15 protein-coding genes are annotated in these 18,563 nt (G+C 73.4%); 7 read left to right on the top strand and 8 right to left on the bottom strand.

Annotated elements, in window-relative coordinates; genetic code table 11:
- Window positions 1-18: 18 nt before the first annotated feature.
- Window positions 19-3,081: an ATP-binding protein gene (locus LNK82_RS37675; protein WP_230571630.1), complete on the top strand. Its 3,063-nt coding sequence runs from the start codon at window positions 19-21 to the stop codon at window positions 3,079-3,081.
- A 59-nt stretch (window positions 3,082-3,140) separates the two neighbouring features.
- The gene (locus tag LNK82_RS37670; protein WP_230571629.1) at window positions 3,141-4,622 is read left to right on the top strand and encodes a bifunctional 3-(3-hydroxy-phenyl)propionate/3-hydroxycinnamic acid hydroxylase; all 1,482 of its coding nucleotides are present in this window, start codon (window positions 3,141-3,143) and stop codon (window positions 4,620-4,622) included.
- Window positions 4,623-4,664: 42 nt separating this feature from the next.
- Here LNK82_RS37670 and LNK82_RS37665 read toward each other — a convergent pair whose 3' ends face one another.
- The gene (locus LNK82_RS37665) at window positions 4,665-4,946 is read right to left on the bottom strand and encodes a hypothetical protein (RefSeq protein ID WP_230571628.1); all 282 of its coding nucleotides are present in this window, start codon (window positions 4,944-4,946) and stop codon (window positions 4,665-4,667) included.
- 162 nt (window positions 4,947-5,108) lie between these two features.
- The gene (locus tag LNK82_RS37660) at window positions 5,109-5,531 is read right to left on the bottom strand and encodes a hypothetical protein (protein ID WP_230571627.1); all 423 of its coding nucleotides are present in this window, start codon (window positions 5,529-5,531) and stop codon (window positions 5,109-5,111) included.
- Between the two features lie 190 nt (window positions 5,532-5,721).
- Here LNK82_RS37660 and LNK82_RS37655 point away from each other — a divergent pair, with 190 nt between their 5' ends.
- The gene (locus LNK82_RS37655; RefSeq protein WP_230571626.1) at window positions 5,722-8,787 is read left to right on the top strand and encodes a discoidin domain-containing protein; all 3,066 of its coding nucleotides are present in this window, start codon (window positions 5,722-5,724) and stop codon (window positions 8,785-8,787) included.
- 198 nt (window positions 8,788-8,985) lie between these two features.
- Here LNK82_RS37655 and LNK82_RS37650 read toward each other — a convergent pair whose 3' ends face one another.
- The 4 genes from LNK82_RS37650 to LNK82_RS37635 all read right to left on the bottom strand — a co-directional run bounded on the left by LNK82_RS37650 (window position 8,986) and on the right by LNK82_RS37635 (window position 11,655).
- Complete coding sequence (locus LNK82_RS37650) at window positions 8,986-9,459, bottom strand: hypothetical protein (RefSeq protein ID WP_230571625.1); 474 nt, start codon at window positions 9,457-9,459, stop codon at window positions 8,986-8,988.
- An 80-nt stretch (window positions 9,460-9,539) separates the two neighbouring features.
- Window positions 9,540-10,241: a response regulator gene (locus LNK82_RS37645; protein WP_230571624.1), complete on the bottom strand. Its 702-nt coding sequence runs from the start codon at window positions 10,239-10,241 to the stop codon at window positions 9,540-9,542.
- The gene (locus LNK82_RS37640; protein WP_230571623.1) at window positions 10,238-11,455 is read right to left on the bottom strand and encodes a sensor histidine kinase; all 1,218 of its coding nucleotides are present in this window, start codon (window positions 11,453-11,455) and stop codon (window positions 10,238-10,240) included. The genes LNK82_RS37645 and LNK82_RS37640 overlap by 4 nt, the downstream gene beginning before the upstream one ends.
- On the bottom strand, window positions 11,455-11,655 hold the full coding sequence (locus LNK82_RS37635; RefSeq protein ID WP_230571622.1) for a hypothetical protein: 201 nt from the start codon (window positions 11,653-11,655) through the stop codon (window positions 11,455-11,457). The genes LNK82_RS37640 and LNK82_RS37635 overlap by 1 nt, the downstream gene beginning before the upstream one ends.
- Before the next feature lie 263 nt (window positions 11,656-11,918).
- Between LNK82_RS37635 and LNK82_RS37630 the strand changes: the two genes are divergently transcribed.
- Genes LNK82_RS37630 through LNK82_RS37615 form a run of 4 tightly spaced genes read left to right on the top strand, consistent with a single transcriptional unit; the run spans window position 11,919 to window position 16,269 of the window.
- Window positions 11,919-13,130, top strand: coding sequence for a 3-deoxy-7-phosphoheptulonate synthase (locus LNK82_RS37630; RefSeq protein ID WP_308257429.1), 1,212 nt, complete (start codon window positions 11,919-11,921; stop codon window positions 13,128-13,130).
- Window positions 13,127-14,113 (top strand): FkbO/Hyg5 family chorismatase, encoded by a 987-nt coding sequence (locus tag LNK82_RS37625; protein WP_230571620.1) that lies wholly within the window; start codon window positions 13,127-13,129, stop codon window positions 14,111-14,113. Before LNK82_RS37630 ends, LNK82_RS37625 begins: the two co-directional genes overlap by 4 nt.
- 17 nt (window positions 14,114-14,130) lie before the next feature.
- Complete coding sequence (locus LNK82_RS37620; RefSeq protein WP_230571619.1) at window positions 14,131-15,747, top strand: hypothetical protein; 1,617 nt, start codon at window positions 14,131-14,133, stop codon at window positions 15,745-15,747.
- 27 nt (window positions 15,748-15,774) lie between these two features.
- A complete protein-coding gene (locus LNK82_RS37615) occupies window positions 15,775-16,269 on the top strand; it encodes a DoxX family protein (RefSeq protein ID WP_230571618.1) in 495 nt (164 codons plus the stop codon).
- Window positions 16,270-16,338: 69 nt separating this feature from the next.
- Here the strand turns inward: LNK82_RS37615 and LNK82_RS37610 are convergent, their stop codons facing one another.
- Together LNK82_RS37610 and LNK82_RS37605 are read right to left on the bottom strand one after the other, a co-directional pair.
- Window positions 16,339-16,665, bottom strand: coding sequence for a DUF1540 domain-containing protein (locus LNK82_RS37610; protein WP_230571617.1), 327 nt, complete (start codon window positions 16,663-16,665; stop codon window positions 16,339-16,341).
- Window positions 16,666-16,841: 176 nt separating this feature from the next.
- Window positions 16,842-18,497, bottom strand: a complete 1,656-nt coding sequence (locus LNK82_RS37605) for a cellulose binding domain-containing protein (RefSeq protein ID WP_230571616.1) — start codon at window positions 18,495-18,497, stop codon at window positions 16,842-16,844.
- Between the last annotated feature and the right edge of the window lie 66 nt (window positions 18,498-18,563).

Below are 18,563 nucleotides of genomic sequence, written 5' to 3'. Positions count from 1 at the left end.
CGCGGTTACCCTCTGCGGGTGTCCGGCACCGTGCGGTTCGGGGTCCTGGGGCCGTTGACGGTGGACCGTGACGGCGAGCGGCCTGCGCTCGGCGGGCCGAGGCAGCGTGACCTGCTCACGCTGCTGGTGTTGCGCGCCAACCGGTTCGTGAGCGCCGACTGGCTGGTCGACGCGCTGTGGGACGGGCAGCCGCCGGCCGGCGCGCAGGTCACCTTGCGGTCCTACGTGGCGGTTCTGCGCCGTGCGCTCGAACCGGGGCGGGGACGGCGTGCGCCCGCCGAGGTGTTGCGCGGTCACGCCGGTGGCTACGAGCTGCGCGTGCCGCCGGACGCCGTGGACGCCGTCCGCTTCACCGCGCTCGCCGGGCAAGGCGCGCGGGCGCTCGCCGACGGCGAGTGGGAGGCGGCCGGACGCCACTACGCCGACGCGCTCGCCCTCTGGCGCGGCGAGGTGGCCGCCGCCGACCTCGCCGCCGTGCGGCCGGACGCGGCACGGCTCGCGGAGGCGCGGGCCGCCGCCGGCGAAGGCCTCTTCACCGCCGCCGTCGCCGCCGGTCGGCACCAGGCCGTGCTGCCGGACCTGCGCCAGTTCGTGGCCGCCCACCCGAACCGGGAGAACGCCCGCGCGCAGCTGATGCTCGCGCTCTACCGGGCGGGTCGGCAGACCGACGCGCTGGCCGTGTACGACGAGGGCCGCCGGCTCCTGGCCGACGAGCACGGCGTCGAGCCGGGTGAGGCCCTGCGCGACCTGCACCGCCGCGTCCTGGCCCACTCCGTGCCACCGGTCGGCGCGGGCACCTCCCCGCTGATCGCGCCCACCGCCGGACCCGACCCCCGCCGCACCACACCCGCCGGCACGCCCAACCACCATCACGCGCCACCTGCCGACACCACCGGTTCCAGGTCGCCGGACCTGCTGGTCGGTCGCACGGCGGAACTCGCCCTCCTCACCGACCTCCTCACCGCGTCGAGCCGGACCGGCGGCCGGTTCGCGGCGATCGTCGGCGAGGCGGGCATCGGCAAGACCACCCTGGCCGACGCCGTCGCCCGCCGCGCCTCCACCGCCGGCGTCCCGGTCGCGTGGGGACGCTGCCCGGACCTCGGTCAAGCGCCGCCGTTCTGGCTCTGGGCCCAGGTCGTGCGCGCCCTCGTGCCCTTGGCGGGCGACGCGGGCGCCGACCCGGCGCTGGCGGGCTTCCGCACCGGCCCGACCGCCGACACCGACATCGACCCCACCGCCCGCTTCCGCACCTACGACGCGGTCTCGGCGCTCGTGCGCGCCGCCGCCCGCGCCGCCGGCCTCGTCCTCGTGCTGGACGACCTGCACGCCGCCGACGCCGACTCCCTGCTCCTCCTGCGCTACCTGGCCACCACCGTGCACACGTCCCGCGCGCTGGTCGTCGCGACCCTGCGCCCCTACGAGCACGACCCCGCCCTGGTCGCCACCCTCGCCGACCTGGCCCGCAGCCCCGGCTGCCGACAGCTCAGACCACCCGGCCTCGACGCCGACGCGGTCGCGGGCCTCGTCCGCGAGCACACCGGCGCGCCCGCACCCGCCGACCTCGTGCTCGACCTCCTCACCCGCACCGGCGGCAACCCGTTCTTCATCACCGAACTGCTCGCCTCCGCCGATCCGACCGGCACCCCGCCGCCGAGCGTGCGCGACACCGTCCGCCGCCGGCTGCACGCCCTGGACGACCGCACCCGCGAGTGGCTCGACGTGCTGAGCGTCGCCGGCCGCGACCTGGACGTCGACCTGCTCGAAGCCGCCACGTCGGCCGAGGTCCGCCTCACCCGGCACGTCACCCACCTGGTCACCGAGCCCGCCGCCGGCGTGGTGCGCTTCCGGCACCCGCTGTTCGCCGAGGCCGCCTACGCCGACCTCACCCCGACCCGCCGGGCCGACCTGCACGCCCGGCTCGCCGACGCGGGCAGGCACGCCCTCACCCCGGCCGAGCTGGCGCGGCACTACGGCCGGGCTCGCGGACGGGAGGACGACCACCTGCGCTGGACCCTCGAAGCCGCCGACGACGCCACCCGCCGCCTCGCCTACGAGGACGCCTTGGCCCACCTCGACCGGGCCGCCGCCCTGCTCACCGCGCCGGAACGGGAGCTGGCCGTGCAGCTGCACCGCACGTCGTTGCTCCAGATCACCGTCGGCATCGGCAGCGACGCCGTCGACCTGGCCGCCGCCCGCGCCCGCGACCTGCTCACGCGCGTCGACACCGGTACCGACGTGCGGACCGCCCTGTGGACGCTCGGCGAGCTGGCCTGCAACCGCGCCGAGTTCGCCATCGCCGAAGACCTCGCCACCCGCCTCGCCGCGGACGACGGCGTGATCGGCGCCGCGGGCCACTACCTGCTGGGCGTGGTCGGCTACTTCACCGGCCGCCTGGCCGAGGCCGACCGCCACCTCACCGCCGCGATCGACCGGCTGCACGAACTGGACCCCCGGGAGCTGGTCGGGCAGGCCGGTCGCACGCCCACGCTCGCCACCCACGACTTCCGCGCCCTGGTGCGCTCCCTGCGCGGTGACGCGGACGCGGCCCGCGCCGACCTCGCCGCCGCCGAAGCCCTCGCCGAACGCGCCGACGACCCGTACGGGCGGGCCAACGCCGCGCTGTTCGCCGCGTGGACCGCCATGCAGGAGCACGACGTCACCGCCGCCCTCACCGCCGCCCGCCGGTGCCGCGAGATCGGCGCGCGTCAGCACATGCCGCACTTCGTCACGACCGCCGACTTCTTCGCCGAGTGGGCCGCCGTGCGCGGCGGGGACGACAGCCGCCGCGACGCCATGCGGACGGCCAGGGAGGGCATCCACCGGCTCGGCCTGCGCTCGACCCGCACGATCACCCTCGCCGCGATGGCCGACGCGCACCTGGTGACCGGGCACAACGCCACCGCGGCGGCGTTGGCCGAGGAAGGTCTCGCCCTCGCCGAGGAGACCGGCGAACGGGTCCTCGCCGCCGAACTGCACCGCGTCCGCGGCCTGGCCACCGACGACCGGGCCGACCTGGACACCGGCGCGCGACTGGCGGAGGCGCAAGGCGGGGACCTGGTGCGAGCGCGCTTCCCACGCTGATCCAACAGAACTCCAACAGCCCTCCGCTGGCATGTGAGCCGACACCAGGAGGAGGACGCATGGAGTTCGACGTCGTCGTGGTCGGTTGCGGGCCGGTCGGTGCGCTCACCGCCAACCTGCTCGGCATCAGGGGCGTGCGGACCCTGGTCGTCGAACGCGACACCGCGCCGCACCGGCAGCCACGCGCGTTCTCCTGCGACGACGAGGCGTTGCGGATCTACCAGCAGGCGGGCCTGCTGACCGAGGTCGCCGCGGACACGCACCCGCCGCGACGGGCCGAGTACGTCAACGCCAAGGGCCGGGTGTTCGCCACCATCGCCCTGGACGAGGTCGACTTCGGCCTGGGCAGCCGTCCCCTGCACTTCTTCGACCAGCCGCGCCTCGAAGCGGCCCTGCGCACGGGGCTCGACCGGTTCCCGCACGTCACGCTGCTCACCGGCGTCGAACTGATGCGGCTCACCCAGGACGACGAGGCCGCCACCGTCGTCCTGCGCGACCTCGGCACGGACGTGGAAACCGAGGTGCGCGCGAAGTACGTGCTGGGTTGCGACGGCGCCCGCAGCACCACCCGGGTCGCGGCCGGCATCGCGCTCACCGGCACGTCCTACGCCGAACCGTGGCTGGCGGTCTCCGGCGACGTCGCGCCGGGTGCGGTGCGCGTGCCGGACACGACGTTCGTGTGCGACTGGCGGCGGCCCGCGTTCGTCTCCCCCGGCGCGTTCGACACCTACCGGCTGGAGTTCATGCTCCGCCCGGACGAGGATCCGGCGGACATGACCAGTCCCGAGGCGGTCGCCCGGCTCGTCGCGCCCTACGTCGACCCGGACCGCTTCACCGTCACGCGCGCGGTCGTCTACACGTTCCACCACCTGGTCGCCGAGCGCTGGCGCGACCGCCGGGTGTTCCTGCTCGGGGACGCCGCCCACCAGATGCCGCCGTTCCTCGGCCAGGGCCTGTGCAGCGGGCTGCGCGACGCGGCCAACCTCACCTGGAAGCTCGCCCTGGCCCTGGGATCGGACGCCCCCGAGCCACTGCTGGACAGCTACGAGGCCGAGCGCCGCCCGCACACCGAGGCGATGGCCCTCACCAGCGTGCGGCTCGGCCGGATCTTCCTGGTGCGCAACAGGTTCGCCGCCTTCCTGCGGGACGTGGCGCTGCGCGCGGCGCAGACCGTGCCGCGGGTGCGCCGCCTGGTGCGCCACTTCGAGTTCAAGCCGCTGCCCGCGCTGCCGGACGGGAGCGTCATGTTCCCCCAGCCCGAGGTGGTCGTCGGCGGGGCGAGGCTGCTGCTCGACGACGTGCTCGGCCCCGACTTCGCGGTCATCGGGCCGGGGGTGGGCGCGAGCACGGCGCGGGACTGGTCCGGTCCGCCCGCGAGGTTCCTGCGGGTGGTGGCCGACGGCGAGCCCCGCACCGAGGACGACCTGGTGGACGTGACCGGCACGCTCACCGCCTGGTTCGCCCGCCACCGCACCGACGTCGTCGTGCTGCGTCCCGACCGGTTCGTCCACGCGGAAGGGCTGTCTACGGCGGTGCGGTGAACTGCTCGCCCGACTCCGCGCCGCGGGCCGCGACGGTGGCGGTCAGGTCAGGAAGACCCAGTAGAAGTCCCAGGCGCCCCCGGTCGGCCAGCAGACGTAGTAGTCGACGCCTTCCGGGATCTTCGCGCCTTCCGCTTCGCATTCCTCCTCGGTCGCGAAGGTGGCCATGTACTGCCAGTAGTCCATCGCCGCGACCCCGGCGTGCGAGGCTTGGGCGGCTGCCGCTCGGGCAGGCGTCACCGGGGCGGGCGCGGCATGGGCAGGCGCGGCTTGGGCGGTGCCGGCGCCAAGGAGCATCAGGGTCGCCAGGAGCAGTGCTCGCATCGGGGTTCTCCCTCTCGCGGAAAACGCTTTCCACACGGCGGCGCACCGATCACAGCACAGCCACCGCACGCCTGGCAACGCGGCGCGCGTACCCATGCCCACCGCGTGCCGAAGTCCCGGAACAGCCGCCCGCACGAACTCCCGGCCGCGAGCCGGGTGAGGTCAGTCTTCCGTCTCGTCCGCGAGGTCGACGTCGGCGAGGTCGTCCACGCCGACCACGTCGCCGCCGTTGAACACCACCACGAGGCCCAACTCGGTGAACCCGGGCACGCGGCACTCGGCGAACCGGACCAGCCAGTCCCTGCCGGGGTGGAAGGTGAACTCCGGGTCGGCCACGGCGTCCGGCTCGTAGCCCGGGTGGTCGCGCAGGTGGTCTGCCACGGCCTCGTGGGCGGTGGCGAGCAACCGTTGGCGGTCGCGCAGGACCGAGCCGATGAACGGCAGGTCGAGGTCGTCGGTGGTGGCCGGTTCCTCCACCAGCACGCTCACCGACGTCCCGGCGGCGGTCGTGTTCCAGCACGCCACGCCTTCGGGGGCGTGGTCCACCGGGGTCAGTTCGCCGAAGCCGGGAATCGCGATCGTCACCGGGCGATCCTATGCGCCGCTCCCGGACCCGACCGGAACCGGGCCACCGGGTGCGCGAGAACCGGTCCGCCGGTCTCTTGACGGCGGCACGGCGGGTGAAGTTCGCTGTGGGAGAGCGCTCTCCGAGAGTTTGTCGACGATCCGCGGCCGGCGGCACACCGGCCGCGGGTCACCCCTGCCTGGAGTCGCCATGCCCGAAGCGCCCGCCCGGCAACGCCGCCGGGTCCTGCCCCTGCTCGTCGTCCTCGCCGCCCTGATCGCCGGGCAGCTCACCGCGTCACGGGAAGCGAGGGCCGCCGGAGTCCTGCTCTCCCAGGGCAAACCGACCACCGCCTCGTCCACCGAGAACGCGGGCACCGCCGCGTCCGCCGCCACCGACGGCAACGCGGGCACCCGCTGGTCCAGCGCGTTCACCGACCCGCAGTGGCTGAGCGTCGACCTCGGCGCCACCGCGACGCTGGACCGCGTGGTGCTGACCTGGGAGGCCGCCCACGCGACCGCGTTCCAGCTCCAGACCTCGGCCGACGGCTCCACGTGGACCACGATCCACACCGCCGCCAACGCCGCCGGCGGGACGCAGTCCATCCCGGTGACCGGCACGGGTCGGCACGTGCGGCTGTTCGGCACGGCCCGCGCCACCGGCTACGGCTACTCGCTGTGGGAGTTCCAGGTCTACGGCACGACCGGCGGTTCCGCCGCGGGAACGCCGATCTCCGAGTACAAGCAGGTCGCGGCCTCGACGTGGGAGGGCGGCAACGCGCCCGCCGCGGCGCTGGACGGCCGCCCGAACACCCGGTGGTCCAGCCAGTTCGCCGACAACCAGTGGCTGCGGGTCGACTTCGGCGGCGTCGCGACCGTCAACCAGGTCGTGCTGAACTGGGAGGGCGCGTACGCGAAGGGGTACCGGCTCGAGCTGTCGAACGACGCGGTGACCTGGACGCAGGTCTACGCGACCACCACCGGCACGGGCGGCACGGAACGGTTCACCGTCGGCGGCACGGGCCGTTACCTGCGTTTGTTCGCCACCGCGCGCGCCACCGGCTACGGCGTCTCGCTCTGGGAGTTCCAGGTCTTCGGCACCGTGGACACCTCCGCGGCCACCCCGCCGCTGCTGTCGCCGCCGACCAAGGCGCCCGCGGTGACGGGCCGGTTCGCGCTGTCCGCGCCCGCCGACAACGCGATGATCACGTCCACGCGGCGGCCTGCGTTCTCGTGGGCGGCGGTGCCGGGTGCGGTGCGTTACCAGGTCTGGCTCAACGTCAGCCGCACGGACTACGACTTCACCGCATCGGGCAACCTGATCGACCTCTACACCAAGGTCGCCGAGCCCACCGGCACCAGCTACACGCCGACGTGGGACATCACCGACCGGTGGACGTACCGGTGGTTCGTGGTGGCGGTGGACGGCTCCGGCGGCACCAGCGCGTCGACCATCCGCACGTTCAGCGTGTACGTGCCGACGTTGACCTCGGTGGACGACGGCGTGCGGGTGGTGAGCGGCAGCCGTGACCTGAACAAGAACGGCGCGATCGAGCCGTACGAGGACTGGCGGCAGCCCGTGGAGACGCGGGTGAACGACCTGCTCGGTCGGATGACGATCGAGGAGAAGGCCTACCAGATGTTCTACAACGCCCAGGTGTTCCCGCGTTCGGGGTGGCACTTCGGGCCGGCGGAGGCGCAGGACCTGCACACCGCGCTGCTCGGGTCGAGCGGCACGCGGCTCGGCATCCCGTTCGTGTCGGCGGGCGACACCATCGCCGGGTACAAGACGACGTACCCGTTGCAGAGCGCGTTGGCGGCGGCGCGGAACTACCCGTTGCAGTACAAGCTCGGCGACATGCAGCGGCGCGAGCAGCTGGAGGTCGGCGCGCGCGGCGTGCTGGGGCCGTTGGCCGAGGTGGGCACGAAGGTGCTGTACCCGCGCATCCAGGAGGGCAACGGCGAGAGTTCCGAGGTGGCGTCGGCGCAGGTCAGGGCGCTGGTGGCCGGGTTGCAGGGCGGGCCGGAGCTGAGTCCGGGTTCCGTGCTGGCGACGGTGAAGCACTGGCCGGGCGAGGGCGCGGGCGGTGAGGCGTTGATCGTGTACGACAACGTGACGATCAAGTACCACACCGCGCCGTTCCGGGCCGCGATGGAGGCCGGCGCGGTCAACATCATGCCGGGGTACGCGGGCAGTTCGCTGCTGGACCCCGGTGGTCCGGGCGCTGGTGACAGCGCGAAGATCCTCGCCTACCTGCGGCAGAACCTCGGGTACACCGGGCTGATCACGACCGACTGGTTGCCGTCGGGGTCGTGGGTCGGCGCGGCGAACGCGGGTTCCGACGTGATGGGTGGCGCGGACCCGGGCGCGCCGGGGTTCACCATCGGCGGGTTCACCTCGGCGGTGCCGGCGGCGCGGATCGACGACGCGGTGCGGCGGGTGCTGCGGTTGAAGTTCAAGCTCGGGATCTTCGAGAACCCGTACGGCGACCCCGTGAACGGGCCGTACCGGTTCCACAAGCCGGAGTACGCGGCGCTGGCGAACCAGGCGTCGCGCGAGGCGATGACGTTGTTGAAGAACACGGCCGGTGTGCTGCCGGTGCGGCTGAACCGCGGTGACAACATCGTGGTGGCCGGTCCGCGTGCCGACGACACGGCCGCGTGCTGCATCTGGACCAGCTACTTCCACCAGGAGTACGGCTCGCAGACCATGTTGCAGGCGATCCGCGCGCGTGCCGCGCAGGCGGGGGTGAACGTCCACAAGGACACCGGGCCGTCGCCGAAGCTGGCCATCGTCGCGGTGGGCGAGACCTCGTACACCCACGCGACGAGTTGGCCGAAGGAGCAGCCCTACCTGCCGCCGGACCAGCTGGCGCTGATCCAGGACTTCCACCGCCAGGGCATCCCGGTCGTGGTCGCCCTGGTCCTCCCCCGCCCCTACGTGATCACGGAGTGGCACAACCTGGCGAGCGCGATCGTCGTGACGTACCGCGGCGGTGAGGAGATGGGCCCGGCCTTGGCGTCGCTGCTGTTCGGCGACTACACGCCGACCGGCAAGCTGCCGTGGCAGCTGCCGCGTGCCCTGACCGACGTGCTGCGTCCCGGCGGCACCGACACCCCAGCCGACGCGACCGAGCACTGGGACGTCCCGTACGACCTGGGCGCCACCGCCGCCGAACGTGCCGACATCCGCGCCAGGATCGACTCGGGCGCCCCCGTCCCGTCCACCTACGGCAACCCCCTCTACCCCTACGCCTGGGGCCAAACCACCTGGTAACCCGCGTGTCGAACCTCCAGGACCCGCGTGTCGAACCTCCAGGACCCCCGAATTCAACGCTCAGGATCCCGCTGCCCGATGCCGAGTCGTCCTGAACGTTGAATTCGGAGGGCCCGAGTGTTCGACACGCGGGTCCTCAAGGTTCGACACGCGGGTCCTGAGTGTTCGACACGCGGGCGCTGAAGGTTCGACACGCGGCTACGCGGAGAGGGTGGTGATGCGGTGGCGGAGGGCGGTTTCCAGGTCGCGCAGTTCGCGGGCCGGGGTGCCGAGGCCCGTCATGGACAGGCGGCGGGATTCCAGGCGGTCCGTGCGGTAGCGGGGGAACGCCAGGCGCAGGGCGCAGTCCAGCATGCCGAGGTGGTAGCGGATGAGTTCCACGACCCGCTGCGGCGGCGGGGGACGGTCGGTCTGCCACACGAGGTCCGCCGCCCAGCCGGACAGCCTGCCGTACTGGGCCGCCACGGCACGTCCGCTGCGCGCGACTTCCCACGACGTCTCACCGGGTTGCGCGCAGTCGGCGATCACGGCCTCCGCCCGCTCCTGCAACGCCACGGCCTGGACCACGACCTCCAGCAACGCGCCCAGACGCACGAGTTCCGCCGTTGCCGGATCGAGCACCACGCTCGGCGGTTCGGCACGGCGATGTGCCCGGCGCGGGAGGATGCGCACAGCTCACGGTAGCGCGCACCACCGCCGTGCACCCGCCCCCCGACCCACCGTAACGATCAAGACGGGCCGGCCCGCGAGGATCAAGCCGGACGACCGGCCGGCGGTGGCGGGCTGCTCCCCGGCAGGACCAAGCCGCTCTGGTACGCCGCCGCGATCGCCTGGGCGCGGTCACGCAGCCCGAGCTTCATCAGGATCCGCCCCAGGTGCGTCTTCACCGTCGCCTCACCGACCACGAGGTGCACGGCGATCTCCGGGTTCGAGAACCCGTGCGCCACGAGCACCAGCACCTCCCGCTCCCGCACCGTCAGCTCGCCCATCTCCGCCGACGTCGGCATCTGGTGCCGTGGCCGGGCGGCGAACTCCCGGATCAGTCCTTTCGCGACGGTCGGGTCCAGCCACGCCTCGCCGGACGCCACCGTGCGCACCGCGTCCACCAGCTCGCGCGGCACCGCGTCCTTGAGCAGGAACCCGGTCGCACCGGCCCGCAACGCCGCGTACACCGCCTCGTCCACGTTGTACGTCGTCAGGATGATGATCTTCGTGGCGTGGTCCTCCCCCGCCGGGTCCGCGTCGATGATCCGCCGCGTCGCCTCGACCCCGTCCACGCCGGGCATCCTCACGTCCATCAGCACCACGTCCGGGTGCAGCTCCGCGGCCCGCGCGACCGCGCCCGCGCCCTCGTCCGCCTCGGCCACCACCTCGATGTCCGGCTCGGCGTCGAGCAGCATCGCCAGCCCCGCCCGCACCAACGGCTGGTCGTCCACCAGCATCACCCGGATCACCGGTGCTCCCGCACGGGCTCGCTCGCCACCGGCCCGGCGACCGGCAGCACGGCCGTCACCCGGAACCCGCCCGTCGGCGCCGGTTCGGCCGCCAACCTCCCGCCCACGATCGCCAGCCGCTCCACGAGCCCGGCCAGGCCGTGGTTCGTGGACAGCGCCCGCTCCGGCCGCCTCCCGCGGCCGTCGTCGGCGACCTCGACGGTCAGCTCGCACGGCTCCCACCGCAGCCGCACGTCCACCTCCGCGCCGGGCCCCACGTGCTTGGTCACGTTCGTCAACGCCTCCTGCACGACCCGGTACGCGGCGAGGTCCACGCTGGCGGCCAACCGACCCGGCTCACCCTCCACCCTCGTGTGGACCCGCACCCCGGCCGCCGCGATCGTGCCGACCAGGTGCTCCACGTCCGCCAGCCCCGGCTGCGGCCGACCGGTCACCCCGTCGCCCGACTCGTCGTCGTCGCTGAGCCGCAACGCGGTCAGCATCCGCCGCAGCTCGCCCATCGCCTGCTCGCCCGCCTCCTCGATGTGGCCGAGCGCGTGCCCGACCCGCACCGGGTCGCTGTCGAGCACCCGCCGCGCGCCCGCCGCCTGCAACACCATCACGGTCACCGAGTGCGCCACGATGTCGTGCAGTTCGCGCGCGATGCGGGTGCGCTCGCCCAGCACCGCCTCGTGCGCCTCCACCCGCCGGCGGAACTCCAGGTCCTCGGCGTGCTGCCGGCTCAGCCGCGCCGACCGCCCGCCGGCCCACACGCAGCCGTACACGAGCAGGTAGAACAGCAGCGTGGCGTAGGTGGCCACCAGCCGCGCCTCGGGCGGCCGGGACGCGGCCTCGGTCAGCCCGGTCAGCACGGCGAGCACCGCGCACGCGAGCAGCGCGCCGGCCGACGCCTTGAGCTGCGCGTGCAGCGCGACGGCGAACAACGCCACGCACGGCATCGCGGTCGGCTGGAACTCCAAGTCGTTCGTCGGCGTGACGAGCACCGCCCACACCCAGACGACCCCGAACGCCAGCACGGGGTACCTGCGCCGCGCCAGCAGCGCCGCGAAGCCGATCGCGACCAGGGCGACGAACAACCACAGGCCCGCGCCCTCCGGCGTGCGGTTGCTGAACGCCGAGAACAGGAAGACGTCCACCGCGGTGGCCGAAGCCGCCAGGGCGACGTCGACCGCCGTGGGGCGGGACAACCACCGTGGCCGCCCCCCGCCGTCCATCAGGCCGATTCCTTCCGGCACGACGGCAGGTCGCCGCACGCGGCGAGCACCCCGCCCGACCGTGATCCGGTGAGGTCGTCGCCGTTCGGCTCGTGCCGCGGGACCTCCGGCGGACCGGCCGCCGGATGGCGTTCCCGGGGTTCGCCGTCGAAACCGCGCGCCTGGACCGACCCGACGAGTCGCACGTTGGAACCGGACACTATTCCCTCCCCTTGTCACGCGATCCCGTGTTCGGCGCGCACGCATTTCCACGCGCTGGGAACAATGGCACCACACCTTCCCCGAACTATCGTCCACCCTGCGTCGGAGCTTGACGATCCCCCTCACGGTTTACCTCGATCGGGCGACGCCGCACGGGAAAGCGGACACGGCGAATCCACCCGGGGACCGACGAAAAGGCACATCGCCTTTCCGCATGATTGCCGTACAAACCGACGACCGAACCAGACCAACGGAGGCGCGAGTGTCCACGGAGCCAGTTCCGCGCAGCCACGCCAAGGTGTTGTCCGAATGGGAGACGGCGCACTGGAAATCGCTGACCGCCGCCCAGCAGCCGCCGTGGCCGGACCGCCGCGCGCGGTGGTTCCGGGCGAGGCTGGCGCGGTTGGCCGGCCTGGTGACGCCCTGCGAGGTGGCGGCGCTGCGGCGCGAGCTGGCCGAGGTCGCGGCCGGTCGGCGGCTCGTCGTGCAGGCCGGTGACTGCGCCGAGCCGTTCGCCGAGTGCGGTCCGCGCCACGTGACGCCGAAGGCGGCGCTGGTCGACCGACTGGCGACGGCCCTCGGCGACGGCGACCGGCCCGTGGTGCGGGTCGGCCGGATGGCCGGGCAGTTCGCCAAGCCGCGGTCGCGGCCGACCGAGGTGGTCGACGGGGTGGAGCTGCCGGTCTACCGGGGCGACCTGGTCAACGCGCCGCAGGGGGACGCGTTGGCCCGGCGGGCGGACCCGGCCAGGCTCGTCGCCGGCTACCACGCGGCGCGGTCGGCGACCGAGCTGCTGCGGCGCCACCACCCGTCGCTGTGGACCAGCCACGAGGCGCTGGTGCTGGACTACGAGCTGCCGATGGTGCGCCGGGACGACCGGGGCGTCCCGCTGCTGACCTCGACGCACTGGCCGTGGATCGGCGAGCGGACCCGCGACGTCGACGGCGCGCACGTGCGGCTGCTGGCGTCGGTGGCGAACCCGGTGGCGTGCAAGGTGGGTCCGGCCATGCGGCCGGACGAGCTGCGGGCGCTGTGCGAGCGGCTGGACCCGGAGCGGGAGCCGGGTCGGCTGACGCTGATCGCCCGGCTCGGCGCGGACGACGTGTCCGAGCTGCTGCCGCCGCTGGTGGGCGCGGTCCGCGCGGCCGGCCACCCGGTGATCTGGCTGTGCGACCCGATGCACGGCAACACGGTCACCGACGCCGAGGGCCGCAAGGCACGACTGGTCGCCACGGTGGTCCGCGAGGTCGCGGGCTTCCGGGCCGCGGTGCGGGCCGCCGGAGGGGTGGCCGGCGGCCTGCACCTGGAGACCACTCCGGACGAGGTCGCGGAATGCGGTTGGGACGACTTCCCGACCGGCTCGTACACGAGCCTCTGCGACCCCCGGCTCAATCCCGGACAGGCGCTCGCCGTGATCGCGGCGTGGCGTGCGGTCCGACTTCAAGAGGGGGAAAAACATTGCGTGGCAACGTGATAGTGACGCCGCCGTGCACGTTCCGGACGGCGGAGGACTTCGCCGTCCTGGCGGGCGACACCGTGCTGGGCGCCGTCCGCCACTCGACCAGGGGCGGCCGGCCGCGGTGGGAGCACGGCCTGCCGGTCCTCCCGCTGCACATGCTGCGGCCGGGCGAGCCCGAGGTCGTGGAGGTCTGGCACACCGAGGGGAGCGTGGTCCGGACCGGCGAGCACAAGGGGCTGCTCTACGCGCACGACGGCGAGGTGCTGTTCTGCGCCGGGTGGATCGGGCCGTCGGAGGACTGCGAACAGGCGGCCCACCAGGCTTACCTGGCGGCGTTCGAGCTGGTCGAGGCCCTGGGCTACCGGAACGTGTTCCGCATGTGGAACATGCTCGACGGCATCACCGAGCGCAGCGCGCGCGGCACCGAGGTGTACCGGGACTTCTGCGTCGGCCGGGGCAAGGCGTTCGACGAGCGCGGTCACGCCATGCCGGCGTCGACCGGCATCGGCTCGCTGGGCGACGGCGTCGCGTTCTACTTCCTGGCGCACCGGTCGCACGCGGCCGTGCACCTGGAGAACCCGTTGCAGGTGCCCGCGCACGAGTACCCGGAGCAGTACGGGCCGAGGCCGCCGAGCTTCGCGCGGGCGACGTACCTGAAGCCGGAGCAGGGCCGGGGCTCGCTGTACGTGTCGGGCACCGCGAGCATCCTCGACCACGCCACCGTGGCCCCGGGCGACGTGGCGCGCCAGGTCCAGGTGACGCTGGCCAACATCGCCGCGCTCATCGGCGCGGACAACCTCACCGAGCACGGGATCGACGGCGGCTACCGCCTCGAGGACCTGCGCGCGATCAAGGTCTACGTCAAGCGACCCGAGGACGTGCCCCTCGTGACGCGGCTGTGCCGCGACGAATTCTCCCGGCGCGCCGACATCGCGGTGTTCACCGTCGACGTCTGCCGCCCGGACCTGCTGGTCGAGATCGAAGGGATGACACCGTGAACCGAGAGGGAGCACCCATGCCGAACACGTCCGTCCTGGCCGAGCCGGACGCCGTCCGGATCCTGATGGTGACCGATGGGACGGCGAGCTTCGACCGGGCCGACTTCGGCCTGGCCACCCTCGTGGACGTGCTGTCCACGCCGCCCGGGCCGTGGGTCCGGTTCGAGGTGACGCGGGCGCACCGGGAGGAGAACCTGCCGGCGTTGTCCGCGGACCTGGCCGGGTTCCGGTTCGACGGGCACGACCTGGGCCAGTACGACCAGATCTGGCTGTTCGGCGTGGCCCGCGCGCCCAGGCCGCCGTTGGACCAGACCGAGTTGCGGGCGTTGGCGGAGTTCATGGATGCCGGCGGCGGCGTGTTCGCCACCGGCGACCACGAGGACCTGGGCGTGTCCATGTGCGGCGACCTGCCGCGCGTGCGGAGCATGCGCAAGTGGCACTGGCCGGACCCCGGCCCGCACGGCGAGCCGGTCGCGCCGTCGATCGACGGTCCGGACCGCAACGACACGCTGTCGGAGGGCCACGACCCGCTGTACCAGCTCAACGACCAGTCCGACGACATCCCGCAGGTCATCACGCCGCGGATGTACGCGACGTCGGACTCGCCGAAGTGGGCGCACCAGGGCTACCCGCACCCGCTGCTGTCGGGGCCGCGCGGCACGATCCGCGTGCTGCCGGACCACCCGCACGAGGGCGAGTGCTACGTGCCGGACGACCTGACCAGGTCGTTCACCTTCGACGGGTACGAGATGACCGAGTACCCGGCGGGGCTGGCGCCGGAGGTCGTGGCGTGGTCGACGATCAACTCCCGGCCCGCGGACCTCGACCCGCGCAAGGGGCGGCTGGACGCGAGCACGTTCGGCGCGATCGGCGCGTACGACGGGCACCAGGTCGGCGTCGGCCGGGTCGCGGTGGACGCCACGTGGCACCACTTCTTCAACGTCAACCTGGTCGGCGACCCGACCGTGCCGGAGGACCCGATCAAGAGCGTCGGGTTCGCCGCGTCGCCGGCCGGTCGGGCCGCGTACGAGGAGATCAAGGCCTACTTCCGCAACATCGCGGTGTGGCTGTCCCGGCCGACCACCCAGGAGGCCATGTGGTGGCGCGCGGTCTGGGCGACGCGCTGGCACCACCAGGTGGCGATGGACCTGCGGCCGGCGCTGATGGGCACGCCGGAGGACCTGGACCTGGCGGAGTTGCTGCGGATCGGCGCGGACGCCCGCCAGGTGCTGACGGCCACCGTCACCAGGGCGGACGCGTTGCAGTGGGCCGGCCGGTACGGCGTGGGCGCGGTCGACGCGGGCCTGTGGGAGATGGTCCGGCCGCACCTCGACCCGTGGCAGCCCCGATCGGGTGGCGAAGAGGCGGGGCACTTGCCCAACCTGGTGATGTCGCTGCTGCCGGAGCTGGTGCTGGACGCGGTGCTCGGCGCGGTCGTGTACGCGGTGGCCGCGGCGTTCCCGGAGCCGACCCAGGACGCCCGTGACCGGGCGTCGGGCGTCGACTGGGCCGCGACCGTGCGCCCGCACCTGGACCGGGCGCTGGACGTGGTCGCGGAGCAGGTCCAGCGGACCGACACGCGGTTGCGGTCGCTGGGCGACACGCTCGTCACGGCGCGCCGGTCCGGCGCCTGAGCCGACCGCTACGAGGGGGGATGACGGATGACCAGCGAGCTGACCAGCGAGCGGGAGACCGACCAGGCGCCGACCACGGGGTCCTCGCGCACGGCGTTGCTCGACGGGGCGTCACGCGCGGTGGACGGCGTGCTCGACCGGAGCGTTCCGCTGCTGCGGATCGCGCTGGGCGTGGTGTTCCTGTGGTTCGGGGTGCTGAAGGTCGCGGGCACGTCGCCGGTGCGCGACCTGGTCGCCGACACCGTGCCGTTCCTGCCGGCGTCCTGGTTCGTGCCGACCGTCGGCGTGTTCGAGGTGCTGGCGGGCATGGCGCTGGTCCTGGCGGTGCGGGTGCGGCTGGTCGCGGCGCTGACGGCGCTGCACCTGCTCGGCACGTTCCTCGTACTGGTGGTGCAGCCGGCGGTGGCGTTCCACCACGGCAACCCGCTGCTGCTCACCGTCACGGGTGAGTTCGTGCTGAAGAACCTGGTGCTGGTGGCCGCCTCGCTCGTGGTCGCACGGCACCACCGCCGACGGCGCTGAGACGCCGTCCCGCCCCGCCGGTCGGTCAGCTCTGAGGGGTGCTGACCGGCCGGCGGCGGTCGTGCGCCCTCAGGACATCGTCGGGCTCGCCGTGTCCTTCGCCCTGGTGTAGGTGAGGCAGTTGGCGGCGTGGTCGCCCTGCCCGGGCCCCACGCGCACACCGGACGCGGTGCACTCCAGTTCGGCGTTGTGGACGCAGTCGGTGCGCGAGCACGCGCCGACCTGCGCGACGACCTTGGGCAGACCGCCCTTGCGGGCCAGGGGGATGAACGTTCCGCAGTCGGCGGCCCCGTTCGCACCGCTCACGGTGATCGCGAAAGCGTGACAACCGTCGTGGTTGTACGAACAACCCGTGACCGTGCACGAGTTGACGGCCGGCATTTCCGTGGTGGTCATGACCGCTCCTCTGGACAGCAGGTTTCCTGTCCGGGACGGTGCCACCGACCACCGGGTACCGCAACACGAAATCATTAAGGGGAGCCTAACCTAAAAGCCGCACCGCGATTCCGATCGGCGTCCGGAAATGTGTTTCCCCGCTTTGCGCGGCGGAGATCCGCAGCACCTCCCGCGCGTCACGGGGTGATCGCGATGTTGGTCAGGCCGATCACCGCCCGCGTCACCGCGTTCGACGCGTGCACGACGTTCGGCGCGCCCGCGCACTTCGACGTGGACGTGATCCGGATCGCGTACTGGCCGACGCCGCCGAGGTCCGAGCGGTTGTCCCGCCACACGTTGCCGCACCCGTTGGCGAACGACGGCGTGGTGGCCGGGTGGTGGGTCGCGTAGCCGTTGGCGAACGTCCCCGGTCCGGCGAACGTGCCGGTGTTGTCCTCGATCGCGTAGCCGACGCCCTTCACGTCGACCCACGAGTCCGCCGAGTTCTGCCCGGAGATGCCGGTCCCGTCGAACGCGTTGCCCCGGATCACGCCGCCGGAGGTGCCTTCCTTGACGTCGACGTGCTCGGCCGCGACACCCGGCCCGATCCGATTGCCCAGCACGTGCACCCGGTCGCTGCGGTCCACGCCGCCGGAATTGCCGTGGCAGGCCCAGTTCGAATCGGCCGACCCGATGTAGACGGCCTCGCCGTACCCCTGCTGCACCAGTCCCGTGTGGCTGATCGTGGAATCGCGCAGCACGCCGTCCGCCGACGAGCGCCGGAAGTGCACGGCTTCCTCGTCCACGTGGTGCACGTGCACGCGGTCGATCACGGTGTGGTGCGAGTTGTCCGCGACGATGCCCTTCTTCGACTCCCGCACGGTGAACCCGGCCAGGTTCCAGTGCGGCGCGTCGTGCAGCCACAGCCCGTAGCCGGGGTCCCAGCCCGGTGTCGGCGCCGGGCAGCTCGGCGCGGAACCCGACGGCCCGTCGTTGACCAGCACCGCGTCCGCCGGACCGGTGAGCGTGACCGGAGCGGCGGCGGCGCCCGGCCGCGTGATCACGAACGAACCCCGGTACACGCCGGCGGCCAACCGGATCGTCTGCCCCGGGACGGCGGCGGCCAGGGCCGCCTGGAGCTGCGCCGCCGTGGAGACGTCCACGGTGGACCCCGAGCCCGCGCCGGTCGTGGCGGTCACCTCGGCGCTCGCGCCGGAGACGTTGCCCGCCGCGTCACGCGCCCGCACGGTGAACGCGTACGCCGTGCCCGGCAGCAGACCGCCGACGGTCACCGCGGTGGACGTCGTCGACGCGACCACGGTCGTGCCGCGCAGCACCTGGTAATCGGTGACGCCGACGTCGTCGCTCGACGCGCCCCACGCCAACGACACCGAACCCGCCGTCACACCCGTCACCCGCGGACTCGTGGGCACGGTGGGCGCGGACGTGTCGGGAGCCGGACCGCCGCCATCGCACGGCCTGCCGTCGACCGTGCAGCCGGTCGGCAGGCCGAGGCCGGTGACGGTGAACCCGAAGCTCACCGTGCCACCGGGCCGGACGCGGCCGTTGAACCCCGCGTCGGCGAACCGGTGGCGCTGCCCGTCCCGGGTGAGCACGGAGTTCCACGCGTTGCTCACCGACGACCCCGGCGGCAGGTCGAACTCCACCACCCAGCCGGTGCTCTCCACGTCACCGGTGTTGGTCAGCACGACCTGCCCGCCGTACCCCGTGCTCCACACCGACGACCGGCTGAACTCGGCGGACAGCACCGCCGCCTCCGCCCGTGCCGAGCCGACGTGCACCGCGACCAGGCAGGTGAGCGCGACGCCCACCGCCATCAGGCGCTTGCCCATGCGATCGTTCTCCTCGCTCCGCGGCGGCGGCCGTGAGTCGATCCCTGGCTACCACGTCGAGGCCGG

This window comes from Saccharothrix luteola (assembly GCF_020859565.1).
In the GTDB taxonomy this organism is placed as follows: domain Bacteria; phylum Actinomycetota; class Actinomycetes; order Mycobacteriales; family Pseudonocardiaceae; genus Actinosynnema; species Actinosynnema luteola.
This window is presented reverse-complemented; position numbering and strand designations above follow the sequence as displayed.

What these genes read in the sequence shown, in the direction of transcription:
- LNK82_RS37670 (WP_230571629.1), top strand. Translation starts at nt 3,141, where the DNA reads ATGGAGTTCGACGTCGTCGTGGTCGGTTGCGGGCCGGTCGGTGCGCTC.
- LNK82_RS37665 (WP_230571628.1), bottom strand. Translation starts at nt 4,946, where the DNA reads ATGCGAGCACTGCTCCTGGCGACCCTGATGCTCCTTGGCGCCGGCACC.
- LNK82_RS37655 (WP_230571626.1), top strand. Translation starts at nt 5,722, where the DNA reads ATGCCCGAAGCGCCCGCCCGGCAACGCCGCCGGGTCCTGCCCCTGCTC.
- LNK82_RS37640 (WP_230571623.1), bottom strand. Translation starts at nt 11,455, where the DNA reads ATGGACGGCGGGGGGCGGCCACGGTGGTTGTCCCGCCCCACGGCGGTC.
- LNK82_RS37620 (WP_230571619.1), top strand. Translation starts at nt 14,131, where the DNA reads ATGCCGAACACGTCCGTCCTGGCCGAGCCGGACGCCGTCCGGATCCTG.
- LNK82_RS37615 (WP_230571618.1), top strand. Translation starts at nt 15,775, where the DNA reads ATGACCAGCGAGCTGACCAGCGAGCGGGAGACCGACCAGGCGCCGACC.
- LNK82_RS37610 (WP_230571617.1), bottom strand. Translation starts at nt 16,665, where the DNA reads ATGACCACCACGGAAATGCCGGCCGTCAACTCGTGCACGGTCACGGGT.
- LNK82_RS37605 (WP_230571616.1), bottom strand. Translation starts at nt 18,497, where the DNA reads ATGGGCAAGCGCCTGATGGCGGTGGGCGTCGCGCTCACCTGCCTGGTC.